At 66.1% G+C, this 24,467-nt stretch carries 22 protein-coding genes and 2 pseudogenes; 12 read left to right on the forward strand and 12 right to left on the reverse strand.

The window, feature by feature from the left end; genetic code table 11:
- Positions 1-56 precede the first annotated feature (56 nt).
- From ACVIGB_RS23870 to arfB, 3 genes are all read left to right on the forward strand, one after another.
- Positions 57-1,448: a M16 family metallopeptidase gene (locus ACVIGB_RS23870; protein WP_456720799.1), complete on the forward strand. Its 1,392-nt coding sequence runs from the start codon at positions 57-59 to the stop codon at positions 1,446-1,448.
- On the forward strand, positions 1,445-2,809 hold the full coding sequence (locus ACVIGB_RS23875) for a M16 family metallopeptidase (RefSeq protein ID WP_456720798.1): 1,365 nt from the start codon (positions 1,445-1,447) through the stop codon (positions 2,807-2,809). The genes ACVIGB_RS23870 and ACVIGB_RS23875 overlap by 4 nt, the downstream gene beginning before the upstream one ends.
- Before the next feature lie 317 nt (positions 2,810-3,126).
- Positions 3,127-3,546 carry an alternative ribosome rescue aminoacyl-tRNA hydrolase ArfB gene (gene arfB / locus ACVIGB_RS23880; RefSeq protein ID WP_456720797.1) on the forward strand — a complete coding sequence of 140 codons (420 nt, stop codon included), beginning with the start codon at positions 3,127-3,129 and terminating at the stop codon, positions 3,544-3,546.
- Between the two features lie 149 nt (positions 3,547-3,695).
- Here arfB and ACVIGB_RS23885 read toward each other — a convergent pair whose 3' ends face one another.
- Entirely contained in the window at positions 3,696-4,013 is a 318-nt protein-coding gene (locus ACVIGB_RS23885) for a hypothetical protein (RefSeq protein WP_456749222.1), read from the reverse strand.
- A gap of 388 nt (positions 4,014-4,401) precedes the next feature.
- Between ACVIGB_RS23885 and ACVIGB_RS23890 the strand changes: the two genes are divergently transcribed.
- From ACVIGB_RS23890 to ACVIGB_RS23905, 4 genes are all read left to right on the forward strand, one after another.
- Positions 4,402-4,722, forward strand: coding sequence for a c-type cytochrome (locus ACVIGB_RS23890; protein WP_456725085.1), 321 nt, complete (start codon positions 4,402-4,404; stop codon positions 4,720-4,722).
- Positions 4,723-5,118, forward strand: a complete 396-nt coding sequence (locus ACVIGB_RS23895) for a VOC family protein (protein WP_456720795.1) — start codon at positions 4,723-4,725, stop codon at positions 5,116-5,118. It begins immediately after the preceding gene.
- A gap of 32 nt (positions 5,119-5,150) precedes the next feature.
- Complete coding sequence (locus tag ACVIGB_RS23900) at positions 5,151-5,699, forward strand: gluconate 2-dehydrogenase subunit 3 family protein (protein WP_456720794.1); 549 nt, start codon at positions 5,151-5,153, stop codon at positions 5,697-5,699.
- Between the two features lie 110 nt (positions 5,700-5,809).
- Positions 5,810-7,378, forward strand: a complete 1,569-nt coding sequence (locus tag ACVIGB_RS23905; protein ID WP_456720793.1) for a GMC family oxidoreductase — start codon at positions 5,810-5,812, stop codon at positions 7,376-7,378.
- 188 nt (positions 7,379-7,566) lie between these two features.
- Here the strand turns inward: ACVIGB_RS23905 and ACVIGB_RS23910 are convergent, their stop codons facing one another.
- Positions 7,567-7,887 carry a ribbon-helix-helix domain-containing protein gene (locus ACVIGB_RS23910; protein WP_092124081.1) on the reverse strand — a complete coding sequence of 107 codons (321 nt, stop codon included), beginning with the start codon at positions 7,885-7,887 and terminating at the stop codon, positions 7,567-7,569.
- A gap of 234 nt (positions 7,888-8,121) precedes the next feature.
- On the opposite strand from ACVIGB_RS23910, the gene mutL reads away from it, so the two are divergent.
- A complete protein-coding gene (gene mutL, locus ACVIGB_RS23915; protein ID WP_456720792.1) occupies positions 8,122-9,939 on the forward strand; it encodes a DNA mismatch repair endonuclease MutL in 1,818 nt (605 codons plus the stop codon).
- Positions 9,940-10,027: 88 nt separating this feature from the next.
- Here mutL and ACVIGB_RS23920 read toward each other — a convergent pair whose 3' ends face one another.
- The 3 genes from ACVIGB_RS23920 to ACVIGB_RS23930 form a co-directional block, all read right to left on the reverse strand.
- Complete coding sequence (locus tag ACVIGB_RS23920; protein ID WP_456720791.1) at positions 10,028-10,645, reverse strand: hypothetical protein; 618 nt, start codon at positions 10,643-10,645, stop codon at positions 10,028-10,030.
- Positions 10,646-10,739: 94 nt separating this feature from the next.
- Complete coding sequence (rsmD, locus tag ACVIGB_RS23925) at positions 10,740-11,297, reverse strand: 16S rRNA (guanine(966)-N(2))-methyltransferase RsmD (RefSeq protein WP_092124078.1); 558 nt, start codon at positions 11,295-11,297, stop codon at positions 10,740-10,742.
- Between the two features lie 6 nt (positions 11,298-11,303).
- Positions 11,304-13,490 carry a pseudouridine synthase gene (locus ACVIGB_RS23930; RefSeq protein WP_456720790.1) on the reverse strand — a complete coding sequence of 729 codons (2,187 nt, stop codon included), beginning with the start codon at positions 13,488-13,490 and terminating at the stop codon, positions 11,304-11,306.
- Positions 13,491-13,619: 129 nt separating this feature from the next.
- Between ACVIGB_RS23930 and ACVIGB_RS23935 the strand changes: the two genes are divergently transcribed.
- Positions 13,620-14,078: a nucleoside deaminase gene (locus tag ACVIGB_RS23935; protein WP_223967159.1), complete on the forward strand. Its 459-nt coding sequence runs from the start codon at positions 13,620-13,622 to the stop codon at positions 14,076-14,078.
- A 241-nt stretch (positions 14,079-14,319) separates the two neighbouring features.
- On the opposite strand, the gene ACVIGB_RS23940 is transcribed toward ACVIGB_RS23935, so the two are convergent.
- Entirely contained in the window at positions 14,320-15,225 is a 906-nt protein-coding gene (locus tag ACVIGB_RS23940; RefSeq protein ID WP_456720789.1) for an alpha/beta fold hydrolase, read from the reverse strand.
- 120 nt (positions 15,226-15,345) lie between these two features.
- Here ACVIGB_RS23940 and ACVIGB_RS23945 point away from each other — a divergent pair, with 120 nt between their 5' ends.
- A complete protein-coding gene (locus ACVIGB_RS23945; RefSeq protein ID WP_038388024.1) occupies positions 15,346-16,578 on the forward strand; it encodes an acyl-CoA dehydrogenase family protein in 1,233 nt (410 codons plus the stop codon).
- 134 nt (positions 16,579-16,712) lie between these two features.
- Here the strand turns inward: ACVIGB_RS23945 and purD are convergent, their stop codons facing one another.
- Positions 16,713-17,996: a phosphoribosylamine--glycine ligase gene (gene purD / locus ACVIGB_RS23950; protein WP_456720788.1), complete on the reverse strand. Its 1,284-nt coding sequence runs from the start codon at positions 17,994-17,996 to the stop codon at positions 16,713-16,715.
- Positions 17,997-18,161: 165 nt separating this feature from the next.
- Here purD and xseA point away from each other — a divergent pair.
- Positions 18,162-19,782, forward strand: a pseudogene (gene xseA / locus ACVIGB_RS23955) (exodeoxyribonuclease VII large subunit).
- Positions 19,783-19,889: 107 nt separating this feature from the next.
- Here the strand turns inward: xseA and ACVIGB_RS23960 are convergent.
- The gene (locus tag ACVIGB_RS23960; RefSeq protein ID WP_456720787.1) at positions 19,890-20,723 is read right to left on the reverse strand and encodes a dienelactone hydrolase family protein; all 834 of its coding nucleotides are present in this window, start codon (positions 20,721-20,723) and stop codon (positions 19,890-19,892) included.
- A 186-nt stretch (positions 20,724-20,909) separates the two neighbouring features.
- Between ACVIGB_RS23960 and ACVIGB_RS23965 the strand changes: the two genes are divergently transcribed.
- Complete coding sequence (locus ACVIGB_RS23965; RefSeq protein WP_029079217.1) at positions 20,910-21,137, forward strand: DUF2093 domain-containing protein; 228 nt, start codon at positions 20,910-20,912, stop codon at positions 21,135-21,137.
- 14 nt (positions 21,138-21,151) lie between these two features.
- On the opposite strand, the gene lpxK is transcribed toward ACVIGB_RS23965, so the two are convergent.
- The 4 genes and pseudogenes from lpxK to ACVIGB_RS23985 form a co-directional block, all read right to left on the reverse strand.
- On the reverse strand, positions 21,152-22,174 hold the full coding sequence (gene lpxK / locus ACVIGB_RS23970) for a tetraacyldisaccharide 4'-kinase (RefSeq protein WP_456720786.1): 1,023 nt from the start codon (positions 22,172-22,174) through the stop codon (positions 21,152-21,154).
- Positions 22,167-23,502, reverse strand: a pseudogene (locus tag ACVIGB_RS23975) (3-deoxy-D-manno-octulosonic acid transferase). The gene lpxK and the pseudogene ACVIGB_RS23975 overlap by 8 nt, the downstream one beginning before the upstream one ends.
- Positions 23,465-24,178 carry a lysophospholipid acyltransferase family protein gene (locus ACVIGB_RS23980; protein WP_456720784.1) on the reverse strand — a complete coding sequence of 238 codons (714 nt, stop codon included), beginning with the start codon at positions 24,176-24,178 and terminating at the stop codon, positions 23,465-23,467. The pseudogene ACVIGB_RS23975 and the gene ACVIGB_RS23980 overlap by 38 nt, the downstream one beginning before the upstream one ends.
- A complete protein-coding gene (locus ACVIGB_RS23985; protein WP_050628541.1) occupies positions 24,175-24,423 on the reverse strand; it encodes a DUF4170 domain-containing protein in 249 nt (82 codons plus the stop codon). Before ACVIGB_RS23985 ends, ACVIGB_RS23980 begins: the two co-directional genes overlap by 4 nt.
- Positions 24,424-24,467: the final 44 nt, after the last annotated feature.

Genomic DNA, 24,467 nt, shown 5'->3' on the forward strand with positions numbered 1-24,467 from the left:
CCGTGTACGGTGGCGTCTTTCATGCCCGGCCATCTGTTCAGGCTTCCATAAGGACCATGATGCCCTCACGCCGATCGATTGCCCTGTTCGCTGCCGCCTTTGTTTCAACCATCCCACTGTCGGGCAGCAGCCTCCGCGCCCAGACCACCGTCACCTCGGAACGCCCTGCGAGCTTCACGCTCGACAACGGCCTGCAGGTCGTGGTGATCCCCGATCACCGCACGCCCGTCGTGACGCAGATGATCTGGTACAAGGTCGGCTCCGCCGACGAGACGCCGGGCAAATCGGGCCTCGCGCATTTCCTCGAGCATCTGATGTTCAAGGGCACCGCCAAGCACCCGGCCGGCGAGTTCTCGCAGACCGTGCTGCGCGTCGGCGGCAACGAGAACGCCTTCACCTCCAACGACTACACCGGCTACTTCCAGCGCGTGCCGCGCGAGCAGCTGCCCACCATGATGGAGTTCGAGGCCGATCGCATGACCGGCCTGATCCTGAAGGATGAGAATGTGCTGCCCGAGCGCGACGTCGTGCTCGAGGAGTTCAACATGCGGGTTGCCAACAACCCGGATGCCCGGCTCACCGAGCAGATCATGGCTGCGCTCTATCTCAACCATCCCTATGGCCGGCCGGTGATCGGCTGGCACCAGGAGATCGAGAAGCTCGACCGCGAGGATGCGCTCGCCTTCTACCGCCGCTTCTACGCGCCGAACAACGCGATCCTGGTCATCGCCGGCGACGTCGACGTCAAGGATATCCGCCCGCTGGTCGAGAAGAATTTCGGCCCGATCCCGGCGCAACCTGCGATCCCCGAGAAGCGTGTCCGGCCGCAGGAGCCGACACCGGCCGCGCCGCGCACCGTGACGCTGTCGGATCCCCGCGTCGAACAGCCGAACCTGCGCCGCTACTATCTGGTGCCGTCGGCGACCACGGCGGCGGCAGGCGAGAGCCAGGCGCTCGATGTGCTGGCGCAATTGATGGGCGGCGGCGCCAACTCCTACCTCTATCGCTCGCTGGTGATCGACAAGGGCCTCGCGATCTCGGCCGGCGCCGGCTACCAGGGCACCGCGCTCGATCCGTCGCAATTCTCGATCGCGGTAACGCCCAAGGCCGGCGTCGAGTTCGCGCAGATCGAGGACGCGATCGACAAGGTGATCGCCGATCTCGCGCAGAACCCCGCCCGCGCAGAGGACCTCGAACGGGTCAAGACCCAGCTGATCGCGGAGGCGATCTACGCCCAGGACAACCAGGCGACGCTGGCGCGCTGGTATGGCGGCGCGCTGACCACCGGGCTCAGCATCGACGACATCAGGAGCTGGCCGGATCGCATTCGCGCCGTCACCGCCGAGCAGGTGCGCGCGGCAGCCGCCACCTGGCTCGACAAGAAGCGGTCGGTGACCGGCTATCTGATCAAGGATACTGCGCCGAAACGCGAGGAGAAGCGCTCGTGACCTATTCCATCACCCGCCGCGCGGCGCTGATCGGCGGCGCCTGTGCCGCGATGCTGACGCTGACCTCGGCGCCCTCGCAGGCCGCGGCCAAGATCCAGCGGCTGGTGTCGCCCGGCGGCATCGAGGCGTGGTTCGTGCAGGACGCCACCGTGCCGCTGATCGCGATGGAATATTCCTTCGGCGGCGGCGCCAGCCAGGATCCGCCCGGCAAGCCCGGCGTCGGCAATCTGGTCGCCGACCTGCTCGACGAGGGCTCCGGCGATCTCGATTCCAAGACCTATCATGAGCGGCTCGAGCGCCGCGCCATCGAGCTCAGCTTCCAGTCCAACCGCGATCAGTTCCGCGGCTCGCTGCGCATGCTCAAGGACAACAAGGACGAAGCCTACGACCTGTTGCGGATGGCGCTGACCTCGGCGCGGTTCGAGCCGAAGGACGTCGAACGCATCCGCGCCCAGGTGATCTCGAACCTGCGCCGCGAATCGACCAATCCGTCCTCGCTCTCAGGCCGCAAGTTCCTCGAGCTCGCCTTCGGCGACCATCCCTATGCCAGGATGGCGACCGGCACGCTCGAGAGCGTGCCGACCATCGAGATCGCCGATCTGAAGGACTATGTCCGCCGCATCATCGCCAAGGATACGCTGCGGATCGCCGTGGTCGGCGACGTCGACCCCGATACGCTCGGCAAGCTCCTGGACAACACCTTTGGCGGCCTGCCGGCCAAGGCCGAATTGACGGCGATTCCCGACGTCGTGGCGACCAAGCCGCCGCAGCGCGCCTTTGTCCCGCTCGACGTGCCGCAGACCGTCGTCACCTTCGGCGGCCCCGGCATCAACAGGCACGACCCGGACTTCATGGCCGCCTATGTGGTGAACCACATTCTCGGCGGCGGCGGGCTGTCGTCGCGGCTGTACAAGGAAGTGCGTGAGAAGCGCGGGCTGGCCTATTCGATCTATGAGGCGCTGCTCTGGATGGATCACTCTGCGCTGTTCATCGGCAACACCGGTACCCGCGCCGACCGCGCCGGCGAGACCGTCGATGCGATCGAGGCGGAGATTCGCCGCATCGCCGAGGAGGGTCCGACGCAGCAGGAGCTCGACGAGGCGAAGTCCTATCTGAAGGGCTCGCAGATGCTGGCGCTCGACACCTCCTCCAAGCTCGCGCAGGCGATGCTGCAATACCAGCTCGACAAGCTGCCGATCGATTACATCGAGAAGCGCAGCGCCATCGTCGATGCGGTGACGCTCGACGACGTCAAGCGAGTCTCCAAGAGGCTGTGGGGCAACGGCCTGCTCACCGTGATCGTCGGCCGCGCCCCGCAAGCCGCTGCGCAGCCGGCATCGGCGCCGCCGAAAGCGAACTGACGCGGTTACGCACGCCGCTTCTTCATACACACCACCGTTGTGGCCACCCCTCTCCCCGCCCCTCCCCCGCAAGGGGGGAGGGAGCCCATCCGCTTGTGCGCCCCTTACTTGCCCGACCGCGAAAGTGTCGGCCGCGACGCAATGTGAGGTGAGCAGACTAGTCAGGCTCCCTCCCCCCTTGCGGGGGAGGGTGGGGAGAGGGGTGGCCCCGCACTCCGAACGCTGATGTAACGAACGCTGCATCAACACCGCCCAAGCACGCCCAGCGCAAACCCGCTATCCTGCGGCCGCCGATTCTTCCCTCCACGGGTGATGTCATGCTGCGGCTGTCCCGCGACCTTACGATCGACGAGAACGACATTGAGATCGTCTTTGTCCGTGCCTCCGGTCCGGGCGGACAGAACGTCAACAAGGTCTCGACCGCAGCCCAGCTTCGCTTCGACACCCACAAGGTTGCGCTGCCGCCGGACGCGGCGCAGCGGCTGGCGCGGCTCGCCGGCAGCCGCATGACCAAGGACGGCGTGATCGTGATTCAGGCGTTCCGCTTCCGCACCCAGGAGCGCAATCGCGCGGACGCGATCGAGCGACTCTTCGAGATGCTGAAGGAGGCGATGGTGCGGCCGACACCGCGGCGGCCGACCAGGCCGACGCTCGGCTCAAAGAAGCGCCGGCTCGAAGGCAAGAAACGCCGCAGCGACATCAAGGCGGGACGCGGCAGTCAACGTTTCGACGATTAGAGCGTTTTCGAGCGAAGTGGATACCCGGTTCGCGTGATGAAAACGCGTCAAAACTAGAATCTAGAGCCGCGTTCCGATTCAATCGGAACGGAAAAGGCTCCAGGGAGCACCGGACGCAGCGCAGGCACGGCGCTGCGTCCGGGATCCGATCATCGCGGGATCAATACTTCTTGGTTGCAGGCGCCATCTCGGAACCACCAGACTTCGGGTGTGGCGTGGCCGCTGCCGACCGTTCCCTTGTTGCCCGACTTGGCGCTGGTGCCGCTCTTTTGCGCTGGCGAAGTCGGCTGCGCCGCCATTTCCTCATCGCCGCTGCCGGACATGCCGCCGCCCTGCTGCAGGGTACCTCGGCCCTGTGCACCGCCGCGAAGCTGGGTATCCGGCGTAGTCGCGCCCTGTGCCAGGACGGGGCCGGCCATCGCGGCCGAGATGGCAAGGGCGAGCACGCTGGTTCTTGCAAACGTCATCCATTTCTCCAGGACTTTGATTGACGATGGACGGAGCGGCGCAGGTGTGCGCCGTTTGCAGCGCCGACCCTGAACCCCATCGCGCGAGACTGAATTTCCGCAAACGGCGCACGCGCAATGCAAGCTGCGTCGTGTGGTGATCGTGCAGGGATTTCGCGGTCATTTTGCGGATTTGTCGTCCGCATATGCGGCAACGACCGGTTCCGCGCCAGATCACCGCCCAGCTTTGTTCTGCTGTGAAACAGCCCGCTACTACCAACGGCCGATTTCAGCCTCCTACAGTCATCGCACAGAGGCGGTGATGTATATGACAAAGCTGCGCGCAAGGTGGACGTTGGCGCTGGGATTTTGCAGCGCGATGTTTGCAGTGCAAATGACGGCTGCGCAAATGCCCTTGCCTGCCGCCAGGCCGCCCGACGGGGCGACGCTGTTCAAGCAGCAATGCGCGACCTGCCACACCACCAACATTTCGGATCCCGTCCGGCAAGGACCTTCGCTCTACAAGATCGTCGGCCGCCAGGCCGGCAAGGCTGACGGATTCAAATATTCCGCAGGATTCACAAGCGCGGATTTCGTCTGGGACGACGCCAGGCTCGATGCCTGGCTGACCAATCCACAACAGGTGATCCCCGGCGCCGTGATGGCCTACCGACAGGCCAAGCCGGAAACCCGCGCCATGATCATCGCCTACCTGAAGGAGCTGAACTGAATGGCGAAACCCGTGCATTCGATGATCCGCGTGTTCGACGAGGCCAAAGCGCTCGACTTCTACAAGCGCGCGTTCGGGCTCGAGATCGCGGACAATCTGAGATTTGGCGATTTCGCGCTGATCTATCTGCGCCATCGCTCCTCGCCTTTCGAGGTGGAGCTCACGGTCAATTTCGACCGCAAGGAACCCTATGCGCTCGGCGACGGCTACGGCCATCTCGCTGTCGTCGTCGATGATGTCGATGCCGAGCACGCGCGTTTCGAGAAGGAGAAACTGTCGCCCGGGCCGCTGCGCGACTTCAAGCATGACGGCAAGACGCTGGCGCGCTTCTTCTTCGTCTCCGATCCCGACGGCTACAAGATCGAGGTGATCCAGCGCGGCGGGCGCTTCGGCTAGTCCAATCAGAAAATAAGCTACGGAGGAAACCCATGAGAGAAATCGATCGACGCAGCAAATATGACCGGCGTGTCTTTCTCAAAGGCGCGGCCGTCACGGCACCCGCAGTCGCGATCGCGACGTCCACGGGGCTTGGCATCACCGATGCTTGGGCCGATGAGGCGGGCACGCTGACGCCGGCCACCATGAAGACATTGCTGAAGGTGGCGCGCGACATCTATCCGCACGATTTCCTCGGCGACAGCTACTACATCGCTGCGGTCAAGCCGTGGGATGACAAGGCCGCCAAGGATCCGGCGGTCAAATCGCTGATCAATGAGGGCATAGCCCGGTTGGATCAGGCGGCCAACGACCGACACAAGATGCCTTATGCCCAGGTCGCCTGGGAGAACGATCGCGTCGCGCTGCTGCAACAGATCGAGCAAAGCGCGTTCTTCCAGAAGATCCGCGGCGACCTCATCGTCTCGCTCTACAACAACAAGGAGGTCTGGCCGCGGTTCGGCTACGAGGGCTCCTCCGCCGAGCATGGCGGCTACATCAAGCGCGGCTTCGCCGATATCGACTGGCTGCCGAAGGCCTAGAGCATGATCCGGAAAAGTGTGAAGCGGTTTTCCGAACAGATCATGCTCGAAAAATGAATCATGGCGCGATGACCCATCGCGCGGCAGCAGCTAACGCCCAGGAGGAAACAATGGCAAAATTCGATCTGAATGACAGCGGCGTTGTCGTGATCGTCGGCTCCGGTGCCGGCGGCGGAACGCTCGGCAATGAGCTGGCGCAGAAGGGCATCAAGGTCGTGATCCTGGAAGCCGGACCGCGCATCGAGAACCAGGACTTCATCAACGATGAATGGGACAGCTTCACGCAGCTCGCCTGGTCCGACGCGCGCTCGACCTCGGGCAGCTGGCGCGTCCACCAGGATTTTCCGGGCCTGCCGGCCTGGATCGTGAAGGCGGTCGGCGGCTCGACCACGCATTGGGCCGGCGCCTCGCTGCGTTTCGACGAGCATGAGTTCAAGATCAAGTCGGCCTATGGCGGCATCCCCGGCGCCAACCTGTTGGACTGGCCGATCACGCTCGCCGAGATGGAGCCGTGGTACGCCAAGGCCGAGGACAAGATGGGCGTCACCCGCACCAACGGCATCCCCGGACTGCCTGGCAACAACAACTTCAAGGTAATGGAGGCCGGTGCCAAGAAGCTCGGCTACAAGGAAGTGCACACCGGGCGGATGGCGATCAACAGCGAGCCGCGCGACGGCCGCAGCTCTTGCCAGCAGATCGGCTTCTGCTTCCAGGGCTGCAAGTCGGGCGCCAAATGGTCGACGCTCTACACCGAGATCCCGAAGGGCGAAGCCACCGGAAATCTCGAAGTGCGTCCCGGCAGCATGGTGATCAAGATCGAGCACGACCAGTCCGGCAAGGTCACCGGCGTGGTCTATGCCGATGCGACCGGCGCGATGCAGCGCCAGAAGGCCCGCGTGGTTGCGGTCGCCGGCAATTCGATCGAGAGCCCGCGGCTGTTGCTCAACAGCGCTTCCAGCATGTTCCCGGACGGGCTCGCCAATTCATCGGGCCAGGTCGGCCGCAACTATATGCGGCACATGACCGGCAGCGTGTATGCGAGCTTCGAGAAGTCGGTGCACATGTATCGCGGCACCACGATGGCCGGCATCATCCGAGACGAGGCGAAGAACAATCCGAGCCGCGGCTTCGTCGGCGGCTACGAGATGGAGACGCTATCGCTCGGACTGCCCTTCATGGCGGCGTTCCTCAATCCCGGCGCCTGGGGCCGCAGCTTCACCAGCGCGATCGAGGGCTATCCGCGGATGGCCGGCATGTGGCTGGTCGGCGAGGACATGCCGCAGGAGACCAACCGCGTCACGCTGGATCCGAAAATCAAGGACAAGTTCGGCCTGCCGGTCGCCAGCGTGCATTTCGACGATCATCCGAACGACGTCGCGATGCGCGATCACGCCTACAAGCAGGGCTCCGCGGTCTATGAAGCGGTCGGCGCCACCGCGACCTATCCGACGCCGCCCTATCCCTCGACCCACAACATGGGCACCAACCGGATGAGCGAGAAGCCGCGCGATGGCGTGGTCAACAAGTTCGGCCAGACCCACGACATCAAGAACCTGTTCGTCTCCGACGGCAGCCAGTTCACCAGCGGAGCGGCGTGCAATCCGACGCTGACGATCGTGTCACTGGCGATCCGGCAGGCCGACCACATCGCCGGCGCGATGCAGCGCAAGGAGATCTAGAGCGTTTTCGAGCGAAGTGGGCACCGGTTCGCGTGAAGAAAACGCGTCGAAACAAGAAGCTGGAGCTTGGGTTCTGATTCAACAGGACCGAAGCTCCAGCAAGAAAATCCAGTTCCCCTCACACTGAAGCGGCCTTGCCCAACAGGACAAGGCCGCTTTTTCTTCCTGTGTGATGGGTCGGCGCGACGCTATTCCGCGGCATCCATGATCGCCGCCGTCTCGCGATAATCCGAAGCGACCGCCGGCGCATTCGCCCTGGCGCGGTAGATCAGGCAGGAGCAGCGCAGCAGCGACGCGAAATTGTTCACCTCGCCGTGATGGTCGAGCACCTCGTTGTGCAAGGTGGTGAGGAACTTGGCCAGGCTCATGCCTTCCTTGGCCGCGATCTCCTCCAGCGTGTCCCAGAACGACATTTCAAGCCGAATCGAGGTGCAATGGCCATCGATCCGCAGCGATCTGGTCTGCGATTCATAGTCACGCTGCGGCTGGTGCGCGAAAAGATGGCACATGGCGTTCCTCCGGCGAGAACTTATAATTTTTCTAAACGATATACCTGTGCGTGCGTGGCCCCACAATCGCGACGTAGGGGGTAACGGACCGGACGCCGAAGACGAGCGTCTTCAAGGCGATAGGCCGGAATCATCCCCAACGTGCGGCCGATGGGCCTAGCCCTCCCATGCATTTGCCGGCGCGGCGACTTATAGTAACCGCAAGCCTCGAATCGCTTTCCCAACGTTCAACCCATGCCCGTCCGCCAGCTTCCCGAACAGCTCGTCAACCGCATCGCCGCCGGCGAAGTGGTCGAACGCCCTGCGAGCGTCGTCAAGGAACTGGTCGAGAACGCGATCGACGCCGGCGCGAGCCGGATCGACGTTTTCACCGATGGCGGGGGGCGGCGCCGGATCGGTATCACCGACGATGGCGGCGGCATGACGCGCACCGACCTCGCGCTCGCGGTCGACCGCCACGCCACCTCGAAGCTCGACGACGAGGACCTCCTGCGCATCCGCACGCTGGGGTTCCGCGGCGAGGCGCTGCCATCGATCGGCGCGGTGGCGAAGCTCGGCATCACCACGCGCCATGCCAGCGAACCGCATGCCTGGTCGCTGTCGGTCGAGGGCGGCGAGAAGTCGGAGGTCATGCCCGCCGCGCTCGGCCAAGGCACCCGCGTCGAGGTTAACGAACTCTTCTACGCAACGCCGGCGCGGCTGAAATTCCTCAAGACCGACCGCACCGAGGCGGAGGCGATCCGCGAGGTGGTGCGGCGCCTCGGCATGGCCCGCCCCGACATCGCCTTCACGCTGGCCGGCGAAGAGCGTGCGCCGGTCACCTGGGCCGCCGCGCTGCCCGGCGCCGCCGGCCGCCTGACGCGGCTCGGCGATATCCTGGGCGCGGACTTCCGTAGCTCGGCGATCGAGGTCCGCGCCGAGCGCGAGGGCGTCACGGTCGAAGGCTTTGCCGCCGCGCCGTCGCTGACCCGCGCCAATGCCCTCGGGCAATATCTGTTCGTCAACGGCCGCCCGGTGCGCGACAAGCTGATCCTCGGCGCGGTGCGCGCGGCCTATTCCGACTATCTGCCGCGCGACCGCCATCCCGTGGTGGCGCTGTTCGTCACCTGCGACCCCGAGGGCGTCGACGCCAATGTGCATCCGGCCAAGACCGAGGTGCGCTTCCGCAATGCCGGCCTGGTGCGCGCGCTGATCGTGCACGCTCTGAAGGATGGCCTGGCGCGCGAGGGCAAGCGCACCGCGGCCAACACCGCTGACGGCGCGGCGCTCTCGGCGTTCCGTCCCGCCTTCACGCCACCGCGCCCGGGCAATTGGGACTGGCGCAGCTCGCCGTCCTATCCGGTCAATCCGCTGCGCGCGTTCGAAGGCGCGGCGGCGCCGGCCTTCACCGAGCCTGGGCAGGCCGCCTTCGACGTCGGCACGCCGACCGCCGATGTCCGCTTCGAGGCCGCGGCCGCGCCCGATATGCTCGACCGGCCGCTCGGCGCCGCGCGCACCCAGATCCACGAGACCTATATCGTCTCGCAGACCCGCGACGGCCTGATCGTGGTGGACCAGCACGCGGCGCATGAGCGCATCGTCTATGAGAGATTGAAGGCCTCGCTGGCGAAGAACGGCGTGCAGCGGCAGATCCTCTTGATCCCCGAGATCGTCGAGCTCGATGAGGCAACCGTCGAGAAGCTGCTCGATCGCGCCGAGGAGCTGGCATCGTTCGGACTCGCGATCGAATCCTTCGGTCCCGGCGCGGTCGCGGTGCGCGAGACGCCCTCGCTGCTCGGCAAGGCCAATGCGGCCGGGCTGCTGCGCGACCTCGCAGAACATATGGCCGAGTGGGACGAAGCGCTGCCGCTGGAGCGCCGGCTGATGCACGTCGCCGCCACCATGGCCTGCCACGGCTCGGTCCGCGCCGGGAGACGCCTCAAGCCGGAAGAGATGAACGCGCTGCTCCGCGAGATGGAAGACACGCCGAACTCCGGCCAGTGCAACCACGGCCGGCCGACCTATGTCGAATTGAAGCTCAGCGATATCGAGAAGCTGTTCGGGCGGCGATGAAGATCCCGTAGGATGGGTAGAGCGAAGCGAAACCCATCAACTTTTTTCCGCACGGCACCATGATGGGTTTCGCTTCGCTCTACCCATCCTACGAATTCTTGCGGGCGAAGACCTCCAGCGCGGTGCGAAGCTGTGCGATCCATTCATCGCCGTCCTCGAACCCGCCTGCCGCGATCCGTTTGCACACCTGATCGAGATCATCGCCATCGGCTGCCTGCTTGCCGACCTGCCGGACGATCGCGGCATAGCCATCCGTCAGCAGCACGAGGCCGGGCGCGCTCGCTGCAACATACTGCTCCCGCGCCTCGCGGAAGAGCTGCGAGGCCTCGTGGTATCGACCGAGCGCCAGATCGAACGCTCCCACCATCCAGACGCCCGTTGCCTCGCGCAACGGTCCGAGCTCCAGGGTCCGCACCAGCCCGAGCGAGCGTTCTGCAAGCTCGCGCGCGGCGAGCAGATTGTCCGGGCTGATCGGCTTGTCGGAAACGCTCCAGCCCGGCCAGCAATCGGCGGCCGCGTTGAACGTCCACCGCTGAACCATTGTGAGCGCTTCACGCTCATCGCCATCCTGCGCGCCACAACCGCGCTCGATCTGGTCGGCGGCATCGCGCGCGGCTGCAAGCAGCGCTGCGTCATCACCCGCACGGCGCAACGCCTTGACGTGCGTCTCCAGCTGACCGGCCAGTCCGGCAAGAGTGTCGGCCATGGTTCGCGCTCCGCAAACGGCGTTGAATCAGTCTCGGGGTGGAGAAGGCGCAACCACCATAAAGTCAGCGGATGACGCTGACACCAATGCGCCCCTACACTTTTTCGCGAAGGAACACGAACTCCGTGTCGTCATAGGCGCGCCGCTCGAGCTCCTCGAACCCTGCGGGCGCCGCGAACGCCGCGGCCTTCGCCTCCTCGACGACGAGCAGCGCGCCCGGCGTCAACCAGCCGCCGTCGCGCAGCGAGACGAGCGCCTTGTCGGCGAGCCCCTTGCCATAGGGCGGATCGAGGAACACCAGCGAGAACGGCTCGACCGGATGCGCAGGTCCGAGATCGGTGGCATCCCGGCGATAGACCTTGGTCGTCCCGCCAAGGCCGAGCGACTCGACATTGTTGCGCAGCAGCGCCCGCGCCTCGGCGCCATTGTCGACGAACAGCGTGAACTTCGCGCCGCGCGAAACCGCCTCGATGCCGAGCGCCCCGGTGCCGGCAAACAGATCGAGCACGCGGGCGTCCTCAATCGGATTGTCGTAGGCGTGGACGAGGATATTGAACACGGACTCGCGCAGGCGGTCCGCGGTCGGACGGATCTCGCGGCCCGACGGCGACGCGAGATTGCGGCCCTTCAGCCTGCCCCCGACGACGCGCATCGACCGTTACTCGTCCTTCGGCGTGAGATCGCGCTTGCCGTGATAGCCGCGCTTGGGACGGCGCGGCGGGCCGTAGCCGTTGGCCTCGTCCTCGTTGCGGGCGCGGGCTTCCTCGCTGCCGGTGCGTTGCACCAGCACGCGGCGGCCCTTGCGGTCATTGATCGTTTCGCGCTTGCTGGGCTTCGGCTTCCTGGCGGGCGCATCGTCGCCGTCGGCGGCGTCACGCTGCTCCGGCCGCGTGAAGTCCGCACCTGCGACCTTGGCGATCTTCTCGCCGAGCTGCTCGCGCAGCACCCGCGTCTTGACCTCCTCGACCTTGCCCTCCTCGAGCTCGCCGAGCTGGAACGGGCCGTAGGAGATCCGGATCAGCCGGTTCACCTCGAGCCCGAGATGCGCCATCACGTTGCGCACCTCGCGGTTCTTGCCCTCGCGGATCGCGAACACCACCCAGACGTTGGCGCTCTGGTCGCGCTCCAGCGTCGCGTCGATCGGTCCGTATTTGACGCCGTCGACCTCGACGCCGTCCTTGAGCTGGTCGAGCTGGCCCTGCGTCACCTCGCCATGCGCGCGCACGCGGTAGCGCCGCAGCCATCCGGTGTCGGGATGCTCCAGCGTCCGCGCCAGGCCGCCGTCATTGGTGAGCAGCAGCAGGCCCTCGGTGTTGAAATCGAGCCGGCCGATCGAGATCAGCCGCGGCAGGCCCTCGGGCAGATTGTCGAACACGGTCGGCCGTCCCTCGGGGTCGGCATGCGTCGTCATCAGCCCGCGCGGCTTGTGATACATGAACAGCCGCGTCCGCTCGCGCGGCGGCAACGGCTTGCCGTCGACCGCCACGACATCGTTCTCGGTGATGTCGAGCGCCGGCGAGTTGATCACGCGTCCGTTGACCGTGACGCGGCCCTGGGTGACGATCTCCTCGGCATCGCGGCGCGAGGCGAGACCGGCGCGCGCCAGCACCTTGGCGATGCGCTCGCCCGCCTTTTTCGGCTTCGGCTCGGGACGCTCGCGGCGGTCATCGTAGGAGCGTTCGCGATAGGCACCGCGGCCACCGAACGCCGGGCGCTTGGCAAAGACCTTGCTGTCGTCCTCATTCTCGCGGCGCGGCCGATCACCGAAACGGCCCTCGCTGCGCGGATGCTCCTGCCAGTCGGTGCGGCCTTCGGGGCGCTCGCGGCGACGATCGCCGGCTTCTTCGTCACGCCCCCCGGAGTCGCCCTTGCGATCCCAGCGCGGCCGGCTGAACTTCGGCCGCTCATGGCGATCGCCCTGCTCGCGATCGTCGCGGGAGCGCGAAAACCGCGGCCGCTCGCCGCCGCCGCGATCGTCGCGCGGCCTGTCGTAACGCGGCTTGTCGAAATTGCGCGGGCCGTCGCGGAACGGGCGCGAACCACGCTCCGGACGATCGGTGCCGCCCTCGCGCTTCTGCCACGGCTTGGATTCGCCGCGCGGCGGCCGGTCACCAAAGTCCTTGCGCGGGCCGCGATCGCCACGATCACGATCGCCGCCGCGATCCGCCGCACCGCGCTTGAACTTGCTGTCGCCGCCGAATTTCCGTGCGGGCCGGTCGCCATCGCGCGAAGGACGGTCGCCGAACGATCGCTCGCCACGCGGCGTATAGGGCCGCTTCTCGCCATCACGTTCGCGCGGCGCGTAAGGCTTCCGGTCGCCGAACTTCCGATCGGCAAACCGCCCCGCCGGGCGCGCATCATCGCGATCACGCCGCGGCGCGCGGTCGTCGCGATTATAGTTCGGGCGGTCGCCGCGGGGCGTAAAGGGGCGCTTTTCGCCGCCGCGATCTTCGCGCGGCTTGAACGAACGCTTTTCGCCATCCCCGCCGCGATCAAATCTCGGCCGGTCGCCGCGCGGCTTGAACGTGCGCTTCTCGCCATCGCCGTCTCGGGCCGGACGATCGCGGAATGGCCGATCGCCACGGGCGTCATCGCGGTTGAACCTCGGCTTGTCGCCGAACTCGCGGCGCGGCGGACGGTCCTCGCGACCGCCGCGATAGGGCCGCTTCTCGCCATCGCCCTTGCCGGCAAACTTCTTGTCGCCAAAGCCGCGCTTGGCAAATTTCTTGTCCGGTCCGCGGGCGGCGCCCGAGCGGCCCTTGCCACCGCCGGCGCGGCCCTGGCCACCGCCGGGCCGATCACGCCGGCCGCGGGAATCGTTGTTTTTGTCGCTGTCGCGGGGCATGAATAATCTCGCTGGACGTTCAATTGGGGTGCAAGGGCAGCCGGGCGTACGCGCCCTGTTGGCAGCGCATTTGACGCAAAACCGGCATCCACTTTTGCTGAAGGCGAAGCTACTAGCAGGTTTCTTCCGATGATACGAGGCATGTCAGCCCCTTCTTTCATGGATTTGGCGCTGAAAACGGCCGAAAACGCCGGAAAAGCCGGCGAAGTTCCGATCGGATGCGTGATTGTCCGGGGTTACGAGATCATCGCCACCGCCAGCAATCGCACCCTCACCGATCGCGATCCGACCGCCCATGCGGAAGTCCTGGCGATCCGGCAGGCCGCCGAGGCCATCGGCACCGAACGGCTGGTCGATTGCGACCTCTACGTGACGCTGGAGCCCTGCACCATGTGCGCCGGCGCGATCTCCTTTGCCCGCATCCGCCGGCTGTACTACGGCGCCGCCGACCCCAAAGGCGGCGCGGTCGAGTCAGGCGTGCGGTTCTTCGCGCAGCCGACCTGCCACCACGTGCCGGAGGTCTACGGCGCAGTCGGCGAGACCGAGTCTGCGACGCTGCTGAAGGATTTTTTCAAGGCGCGGCGGTAGAGGCGCGCTCCCGTAGCCCGGATGAAGCGCAGCGAAATCCGGGGAGCTCTCTCCGCGGAGACCGCCCCGGATTTCGCTTCGCTTCATCCGGCTACGCTGCTTCCAACGCACGCCAGGCATATCCCCGTCATCCTGAGGAGCGCGTAGCGCGTCTCGAAGGATCGACGGCCAGCGGCCGGGCCGTGCATCCTTCGAGACGCGCGTTCCCCGCTCCTCAGGATGACGGGCTTAACCGCTACGGCTAAACCGCCAGGAAAAACTCCCGCAGCAGCTTCGCCGTCGCGTCCGGAGCCTCCTCGGGCAGAAAATGCCCCGACGCCACCGGCGCGCCGCTGACATTGGTCGCCCAGTTCTTCCAGGTGTCGAGCGGCGTGGTTGCCGCGCTGGCAACGCCGGCATCGCCCCACAACGCCAGCATCGGGATCGTGATCTTGTTGCCGGCGTCGACGTCGGCCTTGTCGATCTCATAGTCGGCATAGGCGCCGGCGCGGTAGTCCTCGCACATCGCGTGGATGCGGGCTGGATCGCGGAACGGCGCAAGGTAATGCGCGAGCGCGCGCGGATCGATGGCCTCCAGCGTCTTGGTTCTGGTCTGGCTCGCCATCTTCTCCTTGAGGAAGAACTCGCCATTGTTGGAGATCAGCGTCTCCGGCAGCGGATAGGGCTGCGCCAGGAACGCCCAGTGGTAGATCTTCAGCGCCGAGAGGCGATTGAGCTTCTGCCAGTAATCGTAGGTCGGCGCGATATCGAGCACCGCGAGCTTCGACAGCCGGCCGGGATGATCGAGCGCGAGCCGATATGAGACGCGGCCGCCGCGGTCATGGCCGGCGAGTGCGAAATGCACATGCCCGAGCTGCTCCATCGCCTCGACCATGGTCTTCGCCCAGGCTCGCTTGGTGTAGGGCGTATGGTCCTTGTCGCTGTCCGGCATGTCGGACCAGCCGTAGCCCGGCAGATCGGCGATGATCAGCGTGAACTTGTCATCAAGCTTCGGCGCGACCGTGTGCCACATCACATGCGTCGAGGAGAAGCCGTGCAGCAACAGCAATGGCGGGCCCTTGCCGCCGACGCGGGCGAAGATGCGGCCCTGCGAGGTGTTGATCCATTTGGACTCATAGCCGGGAAAAAGATCAGCGAGATCAGGCATCGGTGGCTCCCCCGGTCGCGTGCGCCGTGCTTCAAACTTTGTTCGGCGTTGCCGCTGGCCCAAGTGAGGTTTATGCCATCCTCAAGCCCAACCAACAACAACACGAAATGAGGAAGTGCCATGTCGATCGATTTCGAGATTCCGGCCGAAGCCAAGGCGATCCGCGAGAAGGTCCGCAAATTCGTGCACGACGAGTGCATTCCGGCGGAAAAGGAACTCGACACCAAGCCGCTTGCCGAGGTGCTGGGACCGCTGCGGAAGAAGGCCCGCGCGCAGGGCCTGTGGTGCCCCTTCGTGCCGAAGGAGTATGGCGGTATGGGCCTCGGCCCGCTCGCGAATGCGCTGGTGCAGATGGAGCTCGGCGAAAGCATGCTCGGCGCGCTCTCGATGAACACGCAGGGGCCGGACGACGCCTCGATGATGACGATCCTGGCGCACGGCACCGAGTACCAGAAGGAGAAATTCCTTAAACCCCTGCTGAACGGCGAGAAGCGGATCTGCTTCTCGATGACCGAGAAGGCCGCCGGCGCCGACGCCACCGGCATGCAGACCACCGCCGTGAAGGACGGCAATGAGAACTACATCCTCAACGGCGAGAAATGGTTCTCGTCCTCGGCGAGCGTCGCCGACCTCGCGCTTGTCATGGCGAAGACCGATCCGAACGCACCGCGCCACAAGCAATACTCGACCTTCATCGTCGAGCTGCCCAACCCCGGCTACCGCATCAAGCGCAACGTCGCCAACATGGCGATCGAGGGCCCGCATGACGATGTGATCCATGGCGGCCACTCCGAGATCGAGATCAAGGATCTGAAGGTGCCCGCCGACAATCTGCTCGGCGGCGAGGGCAACGGCTTCAACATGGGCCAGCACCGCCTCGCCTATGGCCGGCTGCGCCACGGCATGCACAACGTCGCCAAGGCGCAGCGCGCGCTCGACATGGCGGCCGCCCACGTCACCAAGCGCTCGACCTTCGGCCAGCTGCTGGCCGACCGCCAGGCGGTGCAGTTCATGCTCGCCGATTGCGCGAGCGAGCTCTATATCGGCCGGCTGATGCTGCTGCACATCGCCTATAAGGCGGAGAAGGGCCTCGACATCCGCCAGGAGAACTCGATCGCAAAGATCTTCCACGCCCACATGGTGCACAAGGTGATCGACACCGCGATCCAGCTCCACGGCGCACTCGGCTTCAGCCAGGATACGCCGCTGGCGAAATGGTACACGCAGGTGCGCTCGCAGCGGCTGGTCGACGGTCCCGACGAGGTGCACAAGTGGAAGATCGGCAAGAACGTCATCAAGGCGTTCCGCGAGCACGGCACCACCGCGAGCGCGGCCGGCGGGGATTTGCTGTAGTCGACAGCGGCGTCCCACACACCCATCGTCATTGCCGGGCTTGACCCGGCAATCCGTCTCACGAAGAGACTTTATCGAAGGCGATGGATGCGCGGGTCAAGCCCGCGCATGACGAGCGAAAAGTGCGGCGCGAGCTAGCCCGTCGGCTTTTCCGCCTCCACCGCCTGCCAGGCGATGTCGCGGCGGCAGAATCCCTCGGGCCATTTGATGCGATCGACGGCCTGATAGGCGCGGTCGCGCGCCTCGGTCACCGTCTTGCCCATCGCGCAGACGTTCAGCACGCGACCTCCGTTGGCGAGGATTGCGCCGTCCTTGGCCACCGTGCCGGCGTGGAAGATCTCGACGCCGTCGACCTTCGCGGCGTCATCGAGGCCATCGATCCGCGTGCCCTTGATGTAGTCGCCGGGATAACCCTTGGCCGCCATCACCACCGTCAGCGCCGGGTCCGGGTACCAGCGCAGATCGAAGTTCTTCAATTGCCCGTCGCAGGCGGCGAGCAGTGCCGGCACGATGTCCGACATCATCCGCAGCATCAGCACCTGACACTCGGGATCGCCGAAGCGGACATTGTATTCGAACAGTTTTGGGCCCTGCGCGGTCAGCATCACGCCGGCATAGAGCACGCCCTTGAACGGCGTGCCGCGGCTCTTCATCCCGGCCACCGTCGGCAGGATGATCCGCGCCATGATCTGGTCGTGCACCTCCGGCGTCACGAACGGCGTCGGCGAATAGGCGCCCATGCCGCCGGTGTTCGGCCCCTTGTCGTGATCGAACACCCGCTTGTGGTCCTGCGCTGAGGCCAGCGGAATTGCGGTCTCGCCATCGCACAGCGCGAAGAAGCTGATCTCGCGGCCCGACAAAAATTCCTCGATCACGACCTCGGCGCCGGCCGAGCCGAATGCGCCCTCGAACATCATCGCAACAGCGGCTTCCGCCTCGAGCAAGGTCTGCGCCACCACGACACCCTTGCCGGCGGCGAGCCCATCGGCCTTGACCACGATCGGCGCGCCCTGCGCGCGGACATAGGCCACCGCGTCCTTCGCATTGTCGAAGCGGCGATAGGCACCGGTCGGAATATTGAACTCGCTGCAGAGGTCCTTCGTAAAGCCCTTGGAGCCCTCGAGCTGCGCGGCCTGCTTGCCCGGCCCGAACGCCTTGATGCCGACGGCGGCGAGATCATCGACGATGCCGGCGGCGAGCGGCGTCTCCGGCCCGACCACCACCAGATCGACCGTATTGCGCCGGCAGAATTCGATCACCGCGGCATGGTCGGCGACATCGAGCGCGATGCACTCGGCCTCGCGCGCGATCCCGGCATTGCCCGGCGCGCACCAGAGTTTCGTCACCAGCGGAGATGCGGCGATCTTCCACGCCAGCGCATGTTCGCGGCCGCCGGAACCGAGCAGGAGGATGTTCATCTGTGTCGCCGATTAGAGGGGTTGTAACGCCGTTTTGTCCGGTTTAGCACGCTCCCGGACCGCAGCAACCAGCGGTTCGATCAGATGTGGATATGTGATTCGACGCTTGAAACGAGGCGTCCGGACCTTGCACACGGGGTCGAAAACCCCGATTCTATAGGCCAGATGACCGCTGCTCCGAATCTCGTCAACGCGCCCGAATTCACCGTCTCGGAACTCTCCTCCGCCCTGAAGCGGACGGTGGAGGACCGCTTCGGCCATGTCCGCGTCCGCGGCGAGATTTCCGGCTTCCGCGGCCCGCACTCCTCCGGCCACTGCTATTTCGCCCTGAAGGACGAGAGCGCCAAGATCGAGGCGGTGATCTGGAAGTTCGCCCACGCAAGGATGCGCTTCAAGCCCCAGGAAGGCCTCGAGGTCATCGCCACCGGCAAGCTGACCACCTATCCGAACTCCTCGAAGTACCAGATCGTCATCGACTCCCTGGAGCCGGCCGGCGTCGGCGCGCTGATGGCGCTGATGGAGGAGCGCAAGAAGAAGCTCGCGGCCGAGGGCCTGTTCGACGAGGCCCGCAAGCAGCTCTTGCCCTGGCTCCCCGAGGTGATCGGCGTCGTCACCTCGCCGACCGGCGCCGTGATCCGCGACATCCTGCATCGCCTCGAGGACCGCTTTCCCCGCCGCGTGCTGGTCTGGCCGGTCAAGGTGCAGGGCGACGGCTCGGCCGAACAGGTCGCGGCCGCGATCCGCGGCTTCAACGCGCTGGCCGGAGGGCGGCAGGATCCCGCGGCCCGATCTGTTGATCGTCGCACGCGGCGGCGGCTCGCTGGAGGACCTGTGGTCGTTCAACGAGGAGATCGTGGTCCGCGCCGCGGCCGAGAGCCATATCCCGCTGATCTCCGCGGTCGGCCACGAGACCGACATCACGCTGATCGACTTCGTCGCCGACAAGCGCGCGCCGACGCCGACCGCGGCCGCCGAGATGGCGGTGCCGGTGCGCAGCGAGCTGTTCGTCGAGGTTCAGGCGCTCGGCCGCCGCACCATGGTGTGCTGGCAGCGCGGCCAGGAGGCCCGCCGCAACGAACTGCGTGCCGCGGCGCGTGCGCTGCCGGCGGCGAACGAACTGCTGGCGATCCCGCGGCAGCGGCTCGATCATCTCGCAGCCGGGCTGCCGCGCGGACTGAAGGCCAATACGCACGCGCATTTCCGCCGCTTTGCCGCGTCGAGCTCGCGCCTCACGATCGGCGTGCTGCGCGGCCAGGTCGCGCATGCGCGCCAGCGGCTGACCGTCTCGGGCGAGCGCATCACGCTGTCGGCGCGCTCGCTGCTGCATCGCCGGCGCGAACGCTTCAGCGGGCTCGAGATCCGGCTCAAGGCCTCCAAGCTCGCCAATGCGCAGGCCCAACGCAACGCGATCGCGCGCGATCTCGAGCGCACCCACCGCCTCGCCGAGCGTGCCCGCCGCGCGCTGCTGACCACGCTGCAGCGGCTCGAGGCGCGGGTCGCCCATCGCAGCCAGCTGCTGTCGGCGCTGTCCTATCGCGGCGTGCTGGCGCGCGGCTTTGCGCTGGTGCGCGACGCGCAGGGACACGCGATCCATTCCGCCGCGGCGGTCGGCCCGAACGCCGCCCTGTCGATCGAATTCGCCGACGGCCGCGTCGCTGCCACCACGGATGCCGATCAGCCCGCGGCGACGGTGACGCCTGAGAGCCAGCCGAAGCCTCAGCGTGAGGCGAAGCCGGCCGCGCCGAAGCGCGTCACCAAGCCGGTCGATCAGGGCAGCCTGTTCTGATTTTTCTCTAGCGCTTCGGTTCTGATTGAATCAGAACCGAAGCTCTAGATTCTTGTTTTGACGCGTTTTCTTCACGCGAACCGGGGTCCACTTCGCTCGAAAACGCTCTAGCGCGAAAGCCACTCGGCGACTTGCTTCTGCGCGTCCTTGCGCGCGCTCGCATCGGTGCCGATGTGACCGGGCTCCGTGATGTCGACATCCGACGAGGCCGCGACCGCATGCAGCGGCAGGTTGGCGCGGTCGAAATCGTGATAGGCCTCGGGATAGACCACGATCCGCGCCAGCGCGCTGCGGCCGCGCGCGCCGTCGACCATCTGGTGGCAGGCCGATGATGACGTCACATCGTCGCGCGCGCCGATCAGGACCAGCGTCGGCACCCGCGCGCTCCAGCCAAGGCCTGACGAGGTGCGGCAATCCGGATAGAACGCGACCGCCGAGCGGAAGTCCGGCTCGACGTTGCGCGACCACATCTGCGGCCGCACCGCCCACAGCAAGGCGGCCGCGCCGTTGCCCCAGCCGATCAGGCTGATACGGCTCTTCGCCACCCATTTCTGCTGCACCAGCCACTGCCGCGCCGCGTTGATGTCGGCAACCCGCGCACGGCGCGTCTGGACCTGATGCTCCCTTATGCGGCACTGGGGTCCGAGCTCGCGCGAGCCGTAGCTGTCGGGCAGCAGCACCGCATGGCCTGATGTGAGCAGTTGCTCGGCCCAGTCGCGATAGCGCGGTGCGACCTGCTCGGAACGGCCGGCGAGACCGCCGCAGCCGTGCAGCGCGATGACCGTCGGGAACGGGCCATCGCCATCGGGCCGGTAGAGCTGCGCGTGCAGCGTGACATTGCCTTCGGGAATTTCGACCTGATGCGGGGCCGGAAGCGGCGCGGCCGCCGCGGCCGGCACGGCAAGCATGGCGAGGCACATGAAAACTGACTTGAGGCGCATCCGATCCGGCCGGCTCGTTATGGCGCCGCAAACACAGCGGACCACGGCCGCAACGCTACCATGCACGTCTGCCGCCAAATCATCACAAGTCGGTGGTTTAACGGGCGGACATGACCCCCTATCTGTGATAGATGGCTTGATAAATATCCAGGTGGCCTCGTGCGAGGCAAGGCGGAGAGCTCAAACGTGCTGAACAAGTTCGGTCCCTCGGGCCATGGCGAAGCGCAAGTGCAATATCTCGACGGCGATTTCCGCGTGATCTCGCCTGGCACCTTTGTGCGTTGTGCCATCACCGACGTCCGGATTCCGCTCGACGAGCTGAAGTACTGGAGCGTCGACCTGCAGGAGGCCTACGCGACCCCGACCGCCGTGCTGCAGCGCCACCATCCCGGCGTGCTCAAGTCGCAGGCTTAAGCTCGAGGCTGGGTTCATGTGTGCAGCCTCCTGCTCCGCGCCTTGAACAGCTGATCGGTCACCAGGCGCCGCAGCGCGGCAGCATCCTCGAATTGCAGCGTCACCGCGAACGGCATGATCGCCTGTGCCCAGGCCGGCATCCCGGCCGGACCACGCAACCGCGCCAGATCCTTTTCCGTCGTCACCAGCGTCAAGGCGTCACCTCGCGCATCGGCAACGAGCTGCGCGATCTCGTCCTTGGTGAAGGCATGATGATCGGGGAAAGCCGTGTTGCGCACGACGTCGACCCCGCTTGCGCGCAGCGAGTTGAAGAAGCGCGCGGGATCGCCGATGCCGGCGAAGGCAAGTACGCGCTGGCCGCTCAGCGCCGCCAGCGAAGCCTGGTCTGGCTTCAGATGCGCGGCCAATACCGGCTTGCCACGGGACGCGAGATCGGCCGCAATCTTCTGCGCCGCGCCCCCCTCGCCGACCACGATCAGCGCATCGGTGCGTTCCAGCTGCGGCAACAGCGGCGCGCGCAACGGTCCGGCCGGAATGACGCGGCCATTGCCGACGCCGCGCGTGGCGTCGATCACGATCAGGCAGGCGTCCTTGATCACGCTCGGATTCTGGAAGCCGTCATCCATCAGGATGACGCTCGCGTTCTGTGCGCGCGCCAGCGCCAGACCTGCGGCGCGGTCACGCGAGACAACGACCGGCAATGTCGCCGCCATCATCAGCGGCTCGTCGCCGATATCGGCCGCCGTATGGTGGTCACGATCGACCTTGACCGGGCCGGCAAGCCGGCCGCCATAGCCGCGGCTGAGCACCACCGGCCGCTCGTCGAGCTCGCGCAGCAGCTTTGCCAGCGCCAGCACGGTCGGCGTCTTGCCGGCGCCGCCGACGTGGTAGTTGCCGACGCAGATCACGGGAATGCCGGCATCGATGCCGGAGCGCTGCATCCGCCGCGCGGCAACCGCGCCATAGAGCGCGGCAAGCGGTCTCAACAGTTGCGATGTCCAAGACGATGGCCGGTGCCAGAAGGCCGGCTCACGCATTGGCGGCTCCCATCTCGAGCTGCAGCTGCAACAGATAGGGCTCGAGAGCGGTCACCGTGCGCTCCAGCGCGCCACCGAGCTGTTCGACGACGCGCTCGGAGGCCGCAAGCGACGTATCGCGTGCCGCGGGATCGGCGAGGAACTGGCCAAGCTGCTTGACCAGCGCTTCCAGATCGTCGGCGCGCCGCGCGCCGCCGGCACGATCGAGTGCGTCATAGACCTCGGTGAAATTGAACACGTGCGGGCCGTGCACGATCGCAGCGCCGAGCTTGATCGCCTCGATCGGGTTCTGGCCGCCATGCGCGACCAGCGAGCCGCCCATGAACACGATCGGCGCCAACCGGTAGAACAGGCCGAGCTCGCCCATCGTGTCGGCGACATAGATATCGGTGGTCGCAACCGGCAGATCCTCGTGCGAGCGCAGCCCGGGGCGCAGGCCTGCTTCCGTCACGAGCCGCGCCACCGCCTCGCCGCGCGCGGCATGCCGCGGCACGATCACCGTGAGCAACCCGGGGAAGAATCCGGCGAGCGATTTGTGCGCCTCGATCAGGAGCTCTTCCTCGCCGGGATGGGTGGATGCGGCAACCGCGATCGCGCGGCCGCGCGTCACCGACATCAGCCGCTCCAGCTTGGCTGGATCGGCCGGCGGCGCCGCGACGTCGAGCTTGAGGTTGCCGGTGACCATGACGTTGGGGCTGCCGAGCGCGGCAAAGCGTTCGGCATCGGTCTTCGACTGCGCGAGGCAGATGTCGAACCGTCCGAGCAGCGCCCCGATGGTGTTGGAGACCCGGCGCCAGCGCGGGAACGAGCGCTGCGACATCCGCCCGTTGATCAGCACCATCGGCAGCCGCCGCGCGGCGCTCGACAGGATCAGGTTCGGCCACAGGTCGGACTCGATGAACAGCGCCAGCGACGGATGCCAATGATCGAGGAAGCGCGCGACATAGCGCGGCGAGTCATACGGCACGTATTGATGGATCACATCGGGCGGAAAGCGCTTGGCCACGATCGCGGCCGAGGTCACCGTGCCGGAGGTGAGCAGGATGCGCAGATTGAGCGCGCGCAGCCGCTCGATCAGCCCGCACCGCCGCCAGCACCTCGCCGACGCTCGCGCCGTGAATCCACACCAGCGGCCCCTGCGGCCGGACGTCGCCGCTCATGCCGCGCCGCTCGCCGACCCGTTCGGGGTCTTCCTTGCCGAGCTTGAGCCGCCGCTTGATCAGCGCAGGCGCGAGCGGCACCATCGCGGACGACAGCTTGCGGTAGACACGCAACGTCATCGGTAGCGAGCTAGCCAAGCGCTGCCTCCGGCCGCCCGACGGCTGCATAGGCGCGCCGGGTCGCTTCGTTGAGAAGATTCTCCACGTGCTGCCGAAGCTTTTCCATCGTTGCGGCATCGGCATCGGGCGGCACATAGACCGGCTCAATACCTACCACTGCGCCGCGCCCGAATGGCAAATTGATGGTCGTGGAATCCCAGTTTTTCAACCGGATGAATCGGCTGGTGACCATCGCAAAGGGGATGATCGGCCGGCCGGTTTCCCGCGCCAGCATGATGGCCCCGAGGCCCGCGACCCGCGCCCGCTTCGGCACGTCGGCCGTGGTGGCCATGTTGCAGCCGTCTTCCAGCGTCCGAACCATCTCCAGGAAGGCGCCGACGCCGCCCTTGCGGTGGAACGCGCCGGAATGGTCGCCGGAACCCCTGATCGTGCCGATGCCGAGCCGCTCGACCGCAAGGGCGTTGAACTCGCCGTCGCGGTGCCGGGAGATCAGGACCTTGGCACGGTAGCTGTCCTTGGTCTTGATGAACGGCGTCATGAAGTGCTGGCCGTGCCAGAACACGAAGATCGCCGGCATCAAGGGCTCGACGATCCCGTATACGTCATGCGGCTGATAGATGAAGCGGTTGGTGTACCACACCAGCCGCAGATACTCAGCCGCAAGCACACCCAGCACGCGCTGCACGAAGCCGCTGCGCAGCAGATCGCGAAGAAGTCGTTTCAATGGGAGTGCTTTGTGTCCTGCTCAGGATCGAGCAACCGGTGGAGGTGAACGACGAAATAGCGCATCTGGGCGTTGTCCACGGTCGCTTGCGCCTTCGCCTTCCAGGCCGCATAGGCGGTCGCATAGTTCGGGTAGACGCCGACGATCTCGACTTCGTCCAGGTTCTTGAAGGTGTTGTGCTCGAGATCGGTCAACTCGCCGCCGATCACGAGGTGAAGCAGCTGTGGCTGGGCATTGTCTGACATGAGATGGTTTTCCTAACGAGATGCCCGGCAAGCAAATGAAGTCG

The sequence above is a fragment of the Bradyrhizobium sp. USDA 4341 genome (assembly GCF_054063755.1).